The following is a 12,073-nucleotide window of genomic DNA, read 5'->3' on the forward strand; positions in this document are numbered from 1 at the left end:
CAATCTGGATGAGATTCTTATGTCGCGGTTGGAGCGAAGTTATCATGTTGATTGTCGCTGGCAAGAGTTTCATCGTGTCCTGATTGCCGCTCCGCGACAAGCTGGGAAGAGCTTTTGATTGTCGCGAATGAGGCGGGTCTGCCGCGCTGGCGTTTGGCTTCCATGGCCGAACGCCGCCGGTAGCTTTCGACATTCATCTCGAAGATTGTTGCGTGATGGACAAGTCGGTCCACCGCGGCAAGCGTCATGGCCGGGTCTGGAAAGACGCGGTTCCATTCTCCGAAGGGCTGATTGGCGGTGATCATGATGGAACGCCGCTCATATCTTGCGGAGATGAGTTCGAAGAGCACGCTCGTTTCGGCCTGGTCCTTGGTGACGTAGGCCAGGTCGTCGAGGATGAGAAGATCGAACTTGTCGAGCTTTGCGATGGCGGCTTCGAGCTGAAGCTCCCTCCGCGCGACCTGAAGCTTCTGGACGAGATCGGTCGTGCGGGTGAAGAGCACGCGCCAGCCGTTCTCGATTAGCGCGAGGCCGACGGCTGCGGCGAGATGGCTCTTTCCGCCGCCGGGCGGACCGAACATCAGGATATTGGCGCCTTTGGCGAGCCAGCTATCGCCGGCTGCAATCGCCATGACCTGGGCCTTGGAGACCATGGGAACAGCGTCGAAGGCGAAGCTGTCGAGCGTCTTTCCGGGTGGCAGGTGGGCCTCGGCGAGGTGTCTTTCGATCCTGCGATGGGCGCGTTCGGCCAATTCATGCTCGGCGATGGCCGAGAGGAAACGGGCAGCAGGCCATCCTTCCCGATCGGCCTGCTCGGCAAATTGGTGCCAGAACGTCTTGATCGTCGGCAGCCTCAGTTCGTTGAGCATGATGCCGAGGCGGGCTTCATCGACTGTGTGGATGTTGCTCTTCATGCGACCTCTCCCGCATAGGCCGTGCCGATCAGGGCTTCATAACCATTGAGCGACGCGAGTTGCACATGAACGATCGGCAACTGATCCGGGTCCGGGCTGAAGACCGCTCTCAAAGCCGCCAGATCAGGCAGTTTGTGGGCGTCGAGCGTTTTGGCAAGCTCCTCGGCCAGTTCACGCTCGCAACTGCGATCGTGAGCCAAGGCAAGCAGTTCCACGGTGATCTTGCAAGCCTGCCGCTCGGGCAGTTGCTCGATGAGCGCGTCGAAAGTCCTGCGATATTCCGGCCTGGGGAAGAGCTTGTCGCGATAGACGAGCCCCAAAAGCGCCATCGGCTTTTTGCGCAGGGAATGAATGACGTGATGATAGTTGACGACTTGATCGTGCTTGCCACTCGCATGGGCGCGGCCTCGGGGTAATGTCAGCAGATGCGTGCCGCCGATGAAGACGTCGAGGCGATCGTCGAACAGACGCACCCGCAGCCGGTGGCCAATCAGACGGGAAGGCACGGTGTAGAAGACCTTGCGCAAGGCGAAGCCGCCGGTGCTCGATACGGTGACGATGACCTCTTCGAAGTCGGTGGTGCGACGATCGGGAAGAGCTTGCAGATGCGTGCGCTCGGCATCGATGCGCTTGCCATGTGCGGCATTGCGGCGGCTGACGATCTCATCGATGAAGGCGCGATAGGATCCGAGGTCGCCAAAGTCCCTGGTTCCGCGCATCAGCAGAGCATCGCGGATCGCATTCTTGAGATGGCCGTGGGAACTTTCGATCGAGCCGTTCTCGTGCGCGACGCCCTTGTTGTTGCGCGTCGGCGTCATGCGATAATGGGCGCACAGTTCGTCGTAGCGATGCGTCAGATCGACCTTGGCGTCGGCATCGAGGTTGCGGAAGGCGGCCGATAAGCTGTCGCTGCGATGATAGAGCGGCGAACCGCCAACCGACCACAGGGCGTTCTGCAGCCCCTCGGCCAGAGCGACGAAGCTCTCTCCACCCAGGATGACATGGGCATGCTCGAAGCCCGACCAGACCAGCCGGAAGTGATAAAGCAGATGATCGAGCGATTGGCCGGCGATCGTCACGCCGAGGCTGCCCATGTCGGTAAAATCCGACAGTCCTAACCGACCGGGTTCGTGCATCTGACGGAAGATCACTTCCTGCTCCTGACCGTGAACAGCCCGCCATGATCGGATACGACGCTCAATCGTACGGCGAACACCTTCTGACAGCTCTGGATGACGCCGCAGCATCTCGTTGTAAACGGCGACCGCTCGGATGCCGGGCGCGGCCTTGAGGAGCGGAACAACCTCGGCGTCGAAGATGTGCTCAAGGGGATCGGGGCGACGCCGGTCGCGCGGCGGCTTGGTCTGCGATGGAAGACGCGCATCCTTCTCGATGCGGTAAGCCGTCGCCCGGCTGATCGACGCCTTGGCGGCAGCGACCTCAATGGGGTTGTTTTGTCGGTACTTCATAAAAAGCCTCGTCTGATGATCGGTTACATGGCGACCCGGCACAAAGGTGATTCTCCATTCTCAGAAAATCACCGACGCTACCGGGCCAACCGCGATCATGAGACGCCGAAAAATTGCGCCGCGGCGGGGGTGTAACTCCAGTCGGGCTACGCCCTCCCTTCGTCACACCCCCGCCGCCGAGTCTCATCCTGATTGACGCTGAGTCTCACCTTGTTTGTCGCCGCGCACGAAACGCGCTGGCTGATCGCAGAATCACCGCCTGCATTCCGTCAAAGGCCAACAGAAAGGTCCCAATCCCGCATGACGTTGTGCTCTACAAGCAACGTCACAAGATCGAAAACATGTTCGGAAAACTCAAAGACTGGCGTCGTATTCACACTCGATACGACCGCTGCGCCCACACCTTTTTCTCAAGCATATGCATAGCAGCGGCCGTGATCTTTTGGCTCTGATTAGTGAGTCCTGACCCTAACTGCAATTAAGTTTACGATGCCTCGAAGACGGCTTTCTTCTTTGTGATTGCAGTAGTCAGGCCTTTCAAAAGGTTGGCGTCAACGCCGTCGGCGATCGAAATGCCCAGCTTCGGGGCCGCGCTCAACGCTGCGGAGGGTCGATAGCTCCGCCGGTATCGTTCGAGACGCGCAAACCGGAAGCCGTTGCTTATGTGTGTGTGTCTGACAGCTCTCTCCATTATTTGTCCTTCCCATGTTGGCGAAGGATGCGCGGCGGCGGCCACCAGGCCGCCGCCGTGCATTCGTCTCGATCAGCTCTTGATGGCGATGCGCCTGACCTGCGACTGCGCCTTCTCCGTCTTCGGCAAGGTGACAGTCAGCACGCCGTTCCTGAAGGTGGCGTCGACCTGGTCTTCCTTGACCTCGACACTGAGCGGAATGCGGCGCTCGAAGCGGCCGTAGTAGCGCTCGGAGAACTGCCGATCCTTGTCCTCGCTCTCGGAGCGCTTTTCGCCCTTCAGCATCAGCACGCCGTCATTAAGCAGGACTTCGATGTCCTTTTCCTCAAGGCCGGGGACTTCGGCCGTCACCTTGATCTCCTTGTCGGTATCTGAGATCTCGACACTCGGCCAGCCGCCCCCGAACGTGGCGCTGTTGCCGAAGGACGGCAGGCCGGAGCCAAAGCCGCGGAAGACGTCATCGAACAGACGGTTCACCTCGCGATGAAGCGACAGGAAGGGATCACGGTCGTTATCGCGCAAGAGACTTGGAACCTGGTTGCCATTGTTGCGGCTCCAGGGGATCAGATCACGAACACTCATGGTTCTTCTCCTTTCAGTTGGTTCGGTGGAAAAGCTTTCCTGCCGGCGCCGGATGCCCGGCGCCATATTTTGCCCACTGCTAGCGGAAGGCTTAAGCCGCCTGCTTCTTGGCCTCGATCTGCTTGGTCTCGGCCTTCGGCATTCCCTGGCCGGTTCGGATCTCGATCTGGCGCGGCTTCATCTCCTCAGGGATTTCGCGCTTGAGATCGATGGTCAGCAGACCGTTGACGAGACCCGCACCCACGACCTTGACGTGGTCGGCCAGTTCGAAGCGACGCTGGAACGAACGGCCGGCGATGCCGCGATGCAGATATTCGACGTCATCGCTGTTCGCCTTCTGCCCCGCGACGATGAGCATGTTCTGCTCTTGGGTGATCGCCAGTTCGTCCTGTGACAAGCCCGCCACTGCCATGACAATGCGGTAATCATTCTCGCCAGTTTTGGCGATATCGTAAGGCGGCCAAGTGTCGATCGTCTCGGCGCGGCTAGCAGCCTCGAGCGCGTTCAACATCCGGTCGAAGCCGATGCTGGACCGGAAGAGGGGAGAGAAATCGAGGTTTGTCCTCATAGCCATATCCTCCTTATAAGCAACATGGATACAAGGAGACGCCAAGAGCGACCGGCGTCTCCTGGACCTTATGCCGACCCCCATTTGGGCGACCGACAATACTAATATAATTCAGTGCCTTACGGTTTCAAGAGAGGTGGGAGTTCCCAGCGGAAAATTGAATTCTCTCCGAGGCGCCACCATATCTGAGCCGAGGTAGAGAGGAGCAAATGGCTATGACAATGACTTCAGACGACGTCATCGCCGTCCTTGGGCCTGCCGACGAAACGCTGGTGGCCGAGGTCATTGCGACAGGGGCTACGCAGGCTGAACTCGCCGAGGCATTTGCGTGGGCCAGCAACGACGAAGCCTTGATGGGCGAAGGTCGCCGTCTGCCGACAGGCAGGGTTGCCGCGCTCGTTGATCTGCTATCCGCCGACGAGGAAGAGCAGGATAGATAATATTACTTGCCGCTGCCCGGGCGCGATCGACCCAACCGGTCATGCCGTCGCCAGCACGCGGATATCGCCCTTGCGATCGATCACGTCCACCACGACATTGCGACCGGAGCGTCGAACAGCAATGTCGGCCGAACCATTGCCGATCAGCAGATGTCGCAACGTGACCTCGTCGAGGAAGCTCGGAAGCCGCGGCTCGTTCAAGCTGATCTGCAAGGCATTCGGATCGAACTCGAGACCGAGGCACGACTGCAATAACGACATAGGTGTTGCCGCTGCCCATGCCTGCGGCGAGCAGGCGACCGGATAGAAGGTCGGTCCCTGCGCGCGCCGGCGCGGCAGGCCGCAGAAGAGTTCGGGAAGCCGCCGCAAGTCGATATAGGTCGAAGCGGCAAATAGTCCCTCAAAGATCCGCGCGGCTTCAGTGCGATAGCCATAGCGAGCAAGGCCGCTGGCGATCAGGGCATTGTCATGCGGCCAGATCGACCCATTGTGGTAGCTCATGGGATTATAGCGCGCCTCTGTGGAGGCAATAGTGCGGACGCCCCAGCCACAGAAGGATGAGGCACTCATCAAGGTGAGGGCGAGCCGCGCGGCCCGTTCGGGATAGGCGATGCCGGTGAACAGGGCATGGCCGGCATTGGAGGAGCGGACCTTGCAGGGTCGCTTGTCCCCGTCGAGCGCCAGCACGTATGTGCCAAGTTCCTCGTCGAAGAAGCTTGTATCAAAGGCGCGGCGCAGGCCCTCCGCCCGCGCTAAGAAGCCCGCGGCCCGTTCTGGCCGGCCGAGGATCCGAAAGATCTCGGCGGCCGCATGAAAGGCGCCATAGACATAGGCCTGAACTTCGGCGATCGCGATCGGACCCCTTGGCCAGCGTACCGTCCGCGTGGAAAATGGAGTCGTGGCTATCCTTCCATGCCTGGTTGACCAACCCTTCTTCCGTCTTTGCCGGCTTTGAATTCCGCGGTTGGACCGACGGCGGCGATCTGCGCCGCCTTTTGTGAAAGCCTGCGCTATATAGAGAATATAGCTGCAGTTTGAGCTCGATCGAGCGGTTCGCTAGGACTGAAGACACCCTAAATTTTCTCAGGCGCAGCTCTTGAATCCGAAATTCTCAAAAACCAAATCGATAGCCGCCAGCCGCTGAGGATAAAGCTGGCCTTGCTGGAAGCGCCATCTTTCGGCGCTCCGTACCCATGTTGCTTCAAGGAGGATATGGCTATGGCAACATCCTACGACTATGCACCGCTGTTCCGATCCAGCGTCGGTTTCGATCGGGTCTTCAATCTTCTCGAAAGTGCTCAGCGCGCCCGCTCGATCAGCGACTGGCCGCCCTATGACATTGTCAAGACCGGCGATGACAGCTATCGGATCTCGATCGCGGTGGCAGGTTTCGCCCAGGACGATCTCGACATCACATTCCAGTCCAACCTTCTGACCGTAACCGGCAAGAAGCAGGAGGCGGCTGCCGAAGCCTACCTTCATCGCGGCATAGCCGGCCGGCCGTTCGAACACCGGTTCGAGCTCGCCGACCATGTCAGGGTGAACGGAGCGGACCTAAAGAACGGTCTCTTGTCCGTGGATCTCGTTCGTGAGGTTCCGGGGGAAATGAAGCCGCGTAAAATCGACATCGAGACTGCGCCGACTCTTGAGCCGTCGGCTTCTCCCGCGCAGATCGAAGCGCAGAACGCCGCTTAATTTAAGCAGAACCCATCAAGGAGGGGGCGTCGCTGTGGCGGCGCCCGTCTACATCGCGGGTTGGGAAGGAGAGCATTATGAAACCCGATATGTTCAAACAGCCTGTTTTCATTCTTGTCGGCCTCGGCTTTCCGGCAGAGGTTCGCAGCGTGATGGACGCCTACCGGCATCTCGTCGAGTGGCCGGCGGCGCTCAGAGATAACGCGCACTCAGTAGCGCTTAAGGCGTGCGGAGCAGCGCTGCGCGGTGAAATCGAAGCGGAGACCGCCCGCGGCCTATTTGCCGCCTTTGCTGAAAAGCACGATCTGCTGGCGCCGGAAACCAACGTCATCGCCGCGTCTCGCCTGCGCCGGGACAGGGATCCGCACGTACGCTGAGGTAAAGCGATGATGGACAACATGTTGGAGCAGGCTGCCAGCAATGCCATGACGATCGGGCCAACAGTTCTAGCGCCGCAAGGGCTTCGACGGCCAATCGATTGTGGTAGGGGCGCCCGCACTTTCTGTCGACGATAAGCGAACGATCCTCGCGGCATGGGCTTCGGACTTTTACGCGATCGATTCGAAAGCGTGCCTCCGTCACGTTCCAGGGACACCGGAGCCGGTTTCGATGATGAGGTTCAGTCTGCCCTCAGAGAACTCGATCGGTGCTACGATACCTGACGGAAGACGCTCTAGGGCCCTTTGTCTCGTCGACTTCCCAAGCCGCTTGATGGCGTATCAAGCGAGCGATGTTCGTCGCCAGAGTGCTGGCACGTTTACTCGCTCCGGCTTGCGAGCGTTAGTCGCACCGGCTCTATTAGCGGCGGCGATCGCCTCGGTGTAATGTGCGACGATATTGGCCCAGCGCGAAAAGGCGACGAACATCCCCGGGAGCGGTCTCGACATCAATCTCGCTCGCAAGAGCTGCCGTCGGGCACTGAGCGCGATGGCCGGCGTTGGTTTTCGCTTCGATAGCGGCCACGCCGGAAATCCGAGATCCACCGATAAGCACGATCGCGCTCCCGGCACTCGTTAAGGCCGCCGCGCGTTTCGCCACGGTTCAACAGAGCGAGGATGTTCTCTTCGAGTTTATCGGTGCGCATGGGGGTAAACTTCCACCGTGCCGGCCAGCCCAAGGCTTCCAGTGGCCGTAAGGCTCAGGGCGCGCCTGTCCTCCGCCATACGGTGTCCTTATTCGCCGAAGATAACCTTCCATAATCCGAGCATAGGCTCCCAATAGGCTAGCAGCACGCAACCTGTCGGGGAACCGGACGGCGTCAGCATAGTTCTCGATATCTTCGATCCACCAATGGGCGCTATGGGCATAGGGTCGGAGATGTGGGTGGCGCATCAGAAGCACCGCCACTCCATAGCGAAAGCGGTTGAAGCTCTTCCATGAAAGCCGTCACGGATGACGCGGCCGGAGAATGGTTTTGCGATATCGTCCGCGCGATCTTCGGCTCGATCGATGAGAAGCGCCATGTGAGAAACGTCTTCGGCCTGGCGCCGAAAAAGAATTCCAAGACGACGGGCGGCGCCGGCATCATGGTGACCGCGCTTCTGATGAATAAGCGCCCTCGCGCTGAGTTCCTTTTGATCGGGCCGCACAGGATGTTGCCGACACTGCCCTACAAGCAGCGCGTCCTACAAGGGACTACGAGAGGAGCAAGACAACGCGGCGGTATACGAGATCACAGACTTGGGTTGATCTTCGGCTAGACCGGCTCGCCGTCGAAGGCACTCGAGGCAGCATGTAGACCTTTAAAGAGGCCTTAAAGCGAATTTCAGAACTTCCCGAACCCCCTGGTCCCCTCTCGGCTAAGATTGAGACCGCGTGCGGCATCGACAATCTGCTGCAGCTGCTTCACGTCGCGCACGCCCTGCCGATAAAGCTCGATGGTCATCGCGGCCATGCGATTCGCCTCTTCGGAGCCAGGCTCTATTCTGAAGTCTCCGCAAATCGCATCGAGAACTGCACGACATTTGCGCAGGTCATCAGAATCCAAGGGTTCATCGTGGCGACTGAATTGTTTTCGAGACATCACAACATCCTCCATGAAGAACATCGCGTTTGCCATCGCGAAAGAGGCTCCGCCATGACAGCGGAGCTAGTGTTGAAGACAAGGAAAGGTCGAGGCAAAGCCTCTGATCGCTAAAATGCGATTGCCGGTCTTTTGTTCCGCGTCAGTCCAAGACCATGCTGCTGTCCAGCACGTGCGGCTTTGTCCGATGACGCAGTTAATCGCGAAACTCTGGGTTGCTAGGGAAGTCGAATGGGACTTGCGCATCCATCGCGGCGGCAAGAAAGGCGAACTGCGCTTCTTCTTCGGCAATGGCGCCCCTCGCGGCCCCTGCGCACGCTTCCATCGCCAGAATGAAGGGGAGCCCGCTGTTAACTGGCCAATCAGAGAATAATAGGCCGAGCGCCTCTTCTGCCGAGGCGATCGCGTAGACCGCCTCGTTGCGTCTCACGATTACGACCAACCATCCCATCCCCGACACAGGCTCACTGTTCCATGATGCTCTCGATCGCCTGGACTTCGTAAGGCGATCTCATCGAACTCTGCCCACGGCGACAGGTTCCGCCGCAGTCGGTGTGCGTCTGGAACTTTGGATTCCTTCAGGCGTTCTGCTTCGGCAAGAGGAGATCATGCATGACAGATGACAAGTTCAAGCGCGGAGCGGCCGATCGAAACCGTGTCTCAGCGAGCGAACCGTATGAGGTGGCCTACTTCGCAAAGAAGCATGGCATTTCGAGGCGCGAAGCGCATAATCAAGCAGCACGGTTCCGACCGTGACGCGGCTGACAAGGCAGCGTCAAAGCTGAAATAAGATACGGGTTGTATCCAGCTCAGCGAGCACGGGACGATGTTCCAGCTATCCGTGAGACAAAGCCGGGAAAGAACATCGCCTGTAACTCGGGATCGTCTTTCAAGGCGCCCTACTAAAGAGTTCGCTCGCATCTCTTCATTCGAGCGCCAACAACTCAGCGGCATACTGGGTCAAGCGAGCGCGCACCAACGATCGGCCATGCCGGATCAGCACGTCCATCTCAGGTGCACTGAGCGCTTTGAGATCAGTTGCGATCGCAGAGGCAAACGCGGCATCGCCGTCGCGCTCCTGTCCGATTGCACTGTCGATCGAAAACCAGAGCGGTCTCGGCCCTTTTTGGGCATCGAAGGACAGCTGAAGGCGAGCAAACTGCAGTCCTCGTACCTGCTCCATCAGGATATTCAGCGCTGCCCTTAGAACGATGGTTCCCGATTCCGTAGGTTCGCTACTGACCGCAAAGGGCAGGCCACCATCGCTGACAATGCAATAGTCCAGAGGATTTCGTTTCAGGCGTAGGAGTGGGTTTACGCCAAGGTTGTCATAAACGCCTCCGTCCGTGAGTGTAACGTACTCCGTCATTGCGTTTGGATATATGTCAGCATCAATTCGCAGGGGAGGGAATACTGGCGGAAAAGCTGAAGAGGCGGCAACTGCGCGGCTAATTGGAAACTCGCTCGCGGCAACCGTTCCGCTCTCATGTTCTCCGATTGTCTCTCCCGTGTCTTCGCCATCGGCAAGGGCGTGCCCAGCAACGAAGAAAAACATGTTGCCCGTCGCGAGGTTAGTCGAATTCAGATAAATGCGGGGGCCGTTCCGTAGAGAAGAGAGCGTCTTGCCAAAGAAAAGATCGCGGTCATATGTCTCAGCTAGCTTTTCCAAGCGGCTTTCGAACGGACTAAGGAGGCCGCCAACAAAGGAGGAGATCGCGATCGATTTGGTGGTTAGATATTTCTTGAGCTTATCGAGCACGTCGGGCTGTCCCCAGTTTGTCGCTAGGAACGCTCCCGCAATACTGCCGCCACTAACGCAACTGATTAGATCCACCTTGTCGAGCAGCTTTAGAGCATTGAGCTCCGTAAACACTCCGAGATGAAATGCGGCCGCCCTGAAGCCACCACCGGAAAGAGCAAGGCCGATCTTCTTTTGGCTCCCGTTTACATTCACAGACATTGTCGTTCCCCGTTTTAGTTAGCTGCCGATGATGGTCGTTTTCGTTGTGATCAAATGCTCACTCAAGCGGCAAGTGAAGTTCAGTCCAAAGGCCACTCGCCTCATATGTCACCGTTACAGGCCTCTCCGGGTGGGTGGGATTGGATTGGAAAGCAAGCGTTTCTGTTTCAATGTCACCGTCGCCGCGCAAGATGCGGCCTTTTGTGCGCTTCTGGAGGTCGTCGTACATCTTGCCGTACGGCATCTTCCATCCCGCCCCCGGCTCAGAACGACCCTTGCCTTGTATGGCTGCGACGGCTTCTACAACCGGAATTGCGGCGGTTAGTCGGGGATCGATCATCCTCGCAAGCCCAAGCGTCTTGAGTGTGGCGTTGTGGCTTCCGTGATGGCCAACCTTGTAGAAGGTCACACGATTGAGTAGTTCCTCTGCAGTGGTAGGGGTAATGCCTTTCGCTGCAGTGTGCGGATAGGTCTGGTTGTTCCAAGAGAGCCAGTTGCCCACTTGAGCATCGCCTGGAAAAAGCAGGACTTGCTCGTCGGGCAGCGCAAAAGCAAGCGCGAGGCTGGTATTATTGGTATCCGAATCCATTTTGAGCGCGAGAGCTTCCGCTGCACCCAACCATTCGTCATCGATTGTCCGCCAACTCTCCGCTGGATCGGCATAGAGTGCCCGAGCGAATGTCTCGGGTCCGTATGCCTCTGCTGTGACCTGGCTCTTAAACGGGCGTTGATGTGGTCGCGCAAACGGGGTTCCGTCATTTGTCGATGCCGGTGCGTCTGCATCTTTTTGAAGTGCTAGCTGTGACGCGAGGCTACTTTCAACGGCCGCGACAGCATCCAGTCGCATCAGGTAGACTTCGCTGTTTTGGCTGGATGGCGAATCCTTCTTTAAGAGTGTTTCGTCCCGCGGTGGACCAAGGACATATGCTATAAGCCCGAATGCTTTTAGATCGATCACTTCCCCTGGTTCGAGATATCGCGTCTTGGCCGCGCCGACCTTGTTCTTCATCATCTGGATAATCGCACCCGTGCTCATCCGGCCGCTTGCTTTCTCTTCGTCGGAAGCATTCGGCTGGTCGCCGGGGCCGGCGAATGCTGCGAGCGAAGCCACGCTTTGTAAACGCGCAGGCGTATCCGCACCGAGTGTTTCGGTAAGCTTCACGGCAGAAATAAGCGCTTGTCGGCCCTTGTTGAACCGAGCCTGTAATGTTTTCGCTTGTTCGTCATTTGGATCCTCGGTCCAAGCGAGCCAAAGCTCACCTATCTCCAGATTCTTGTCGAGGAACACATCCTTCTTAACAGCAAAGCCGCAAAGATGGTCAAAGTGCTCATGTGTGAGGATCAATAAATCGATCCGGCTTCCGACAGTCTCTATCAAATCATCTACGACCGCTGAGATTCGCTCGGGGCCTGCGACAATCTCCTGCAACTTGAGAATCCCAACTTCCTGGACAACCTCTCTAGCAAGCTTGCGGATCAATTCTTCGCCCGAAGGAATGTTTTGCAAAACACCACAATCAATAAGGATCTTTCGAACTTCCTCATTGCCTTCGTCAACGACGGTCGTCTGAAGTAGGAAGCAGTCGCCGAGGATTCCCCGATACATCCTGATTTTAAGGGACTTGAGCTTGGACATCTCATGCTCCGCGGTGGACGAGTGCAAAAGGTTCGCTCGAGCCGGATAGGGTGTCGGCTTCCGTGTAAGCAAAACCTAGTGCCGCGCCACAGAGA

Annotated in this window: 14 protein-coding genes and 3 pseudogenes; 7 read left to right on the forward strand and 10 right to left on the reverse strand. The window is 58.1% G+C overall.

What is annotated here, in order from left to right; translation table 11 throughout:
- Positions 1-17 precede the first annotated feature (17 nt).
- Positions 18-914 carry an IS21-like element helper ATPase IstB gene (gene istB / locus WGT02_RS23105; protein ID WP_208246937.1) on the reverse strand — a complete coding sequence of 299 codons (897 nt, stop codon included), beginning with the start codon at positions 912-914 and terminating at the stop codon, positions 18-20.
- Entirely contained in the window at positions 911-2,383 is a 1,473-nt protein-coding gene (gene istA / locus WGT02_RS23110) for an IS21 family transposase (RefSeq protein ID WP_208245170.1), read from the reverse strand. Before istA ends, istB begins: the two co-directional genes overlap by 4 nt.
- 113 nt (positions 2,384-2,496) lie before the next feature.
- On the opposite strand from istA, the gene WGT02_RS23115 reads away from it, so the two are divergent.
- Positions 2,497-2,835 carry a transposase gene (locus tag WGT02_RS23115; RefSeq protein ID WP_208246940.1) on the forward strand — a complete coding sequence of 113 codons (339 nt, stop codon included), beginning with the start codon at positions 2,497-2,499 and terminating at the stop codon, positions 2,833-2,835.
- A gap of 311 nt (positions 2,836-3,146) precedes the next feature.
- Here WGT02_RS23115 and WGT02_RS23120 read toward each other — a convergent pair whose 3' ends face one another.
- Both WGT02_RS23120 and WGT02_RS23125 read right to left on the reverse strand, forming a co-directional pair.
- Positions 3,147-3,656: an Hsp20/alpha crystallin family protein gene (locus WGT02_RS23120; protein WP_024319044.1), complete on the reverse strand. Its 510-nt coding sequence runs from the start codon at positions 3,654-3,656 to the stop codon at positions 3,147-3,149.
- Between the two features lie 91 nt (positions 3,657-3,747).
- Positions 3,748-4,224 (reverse strand): Hsp20 family protein, encoded by a 477-nt coding sequence (locus WGT02_RS23125; protein ID WP_024319045.1) that lies wholly within the window; start codon positions 4,222-4,224, stop codon positions 3,748-3,750.
- 215 nt (positions 4,225-4,439) lie between these two features.
- Between WGT02_RS23125 and WGT02_RS23130 the strand changes: the two genes are divergently transcribed.
- On the forward strand, positions 4,440-4,664 hold the full coding sequence (locus WGT02_RS23130; RefSeq protein ID WP_024319046.1) for a hypothetical protein: 225 nt from the start codon (positions 4,440-4,442) through the stop codon (positions 4,662-4,664).
- A gap of 39 nt (positions 4,665-4,703) precedes the next feature.
- On the opposite strand, the pseudogene WGT02_RS23135 reads toward WGT02_RS23130, so the two are convergent.
- A pseudogene (locus WGT02_RS23135) lies at positions 4,704-5,604 on the reverse strand (amylo-alpha-1,6-glucosidase); the annotation flags it as partial.
- 278 nt (positions 5,605-5,882) lie between these two features.
- On the opposite strand from WGT02_RS23135, the gene WGT02_RS23140 reads away from it, so the two are divergent.
- From WGT02_RS23140 to WGT02_RS23150, 3 genes and pseudogenes are all read left to right on the forward strand, one after another.
- The gene (locus tag WGT02_RS23140; protein ID WP_024319048.1) at positions 5,883-6,359 is read left to right on the forward strand and encodes an Hsp20 family protein; all 477 of its coding nucleotides are present in this window, start codon (positions 5,883-5,885) and stop codon (positions 6,357-6,359) included.
- Positions 6,360-6,436: 77 nt separating this feature from the next.
- Positions 6,437-6,736 carry a DUF982 domain-containing protein gene (locus WGT02_RS23145; protein WP_024319049.1) on the forward strand — a complete coding sequence of 100 codons (300 nt, stop codon included), beginning with the start codon at positions 6,437-6,439 and terminating at the stop codon, positions 6,734-6,736.
- A gap of 9 nt (positions 6,737-6,745) precedes the next feature.
- Positions 6,746-7,021 (forward strand): annotated as a pseudogene (locus WGT02_RS23150) (hypothetical protein).
- A gap of 57 nt (positions 7,022-7,078) precedes the next feature.
- Here WGT02_RS23150 and WGT02_RS23155 read toward each other — a convergent pair.
- Entirely contained in the window at positions 7,079-7,246 is a 168-nt protein-coding gene (locus WGT02_RS23155) for a hypothetical protein (RefSeq protein ID WP_208246942.1), read from the reverse strand.
- Positions 7,247-7,735: 489 nt separating this feature from the next.
- On the opposite strand from WGT02_RS23155, the gene WGT02_RS23160 reads away from it, so the two are divergent.
- Entirely contained in the window at positions 7,736-8,059 is a 324-nt protein-coding gene (locus WGT02_RS23160) for a hypothetical protein (RefSeq protein ID WP_024319051.1), read from the forward strand.
- Between the two features lie 65 nt (positions 8,060-8,124).
- Here the strand turns inward: WGT02_RS23160 and WGT02_RS23165 are convergent, their stop codons facing one another.
- Together WGT02_RS23165 and WGT02_RS23170 are read right to left on the reverse strand one after the other, a co-directional pair.
- Positions 8,125-8,418, reverse strand: coding sequence for a hypothetical protein (locus WGT02_RS23165; RefSeq protein ID WP_225039978.1), 294 nt, complete (start codon positions 8,416-8,418; stop codon positions 8,125-8,127).
- Positions 8,419-8,578: 160 nt separating this feature from the next.
- On the reverse strand, positions 8,579-8,833 hold the full coding sequence (locus WGT02_RS23170) for a DUF982 domain-containing protein (RefSeq protein WP_029710602.1): 255 nt from the start codon (positions 8,831-8,833) through the stop codon (positions 8,579-8,581).
- 161 nt (positions 8,834-8,994) lie between these two features.
- On the opposite strand from WGT02_RS23170, the pseudogene WGT02_RS23175 reads away from it, so the two are divergent.
- Positions 8,995-9,172, forward strand: a pseudogene (locus tag WGT02_RS23175) (DUF3606 domain-containing protein).
- A 135-nt stretch (positions 9,173-9,307) separates the two neighbouring features.
- Here WGT02_RS23175 and WGT02_RS23180 read toward each other — a convergent pair.
- On the reverse strand, positions 9,308-10,342 hold the full coding sequence (locus WGT02_RS23180) for a patatin-like phospholipase family protein (protein WP_024318162.1): 1,035 nt from the start codon (positions 10,340-10,342) through the stop codon (positions 9,308-9,310).
- Between the two features lie 58 nt (positions 10,343-10,400).
- A complete protein-coding gene (locus tag WGT02_RS23185; protein ID WP_024318163.1) occupies positions 10,401-11,978 on the reverse strand; it encodes a hypothetical protein in 1,578 nt (525 codons plus the stop codon).
- Positions 11,979-12,073: the final 95 nt, after the last annotated feature.

Source organism: Rhizobium sp. T1470 (assembly GCF_042140505.1).
Taxonomy (GTDB): Bacteria; Pseudomonadota; Alphaproteobacteria; order Rhizobiales; family Rhizobiaceae; genus Rhizobium; species Rhizobium favelukesii.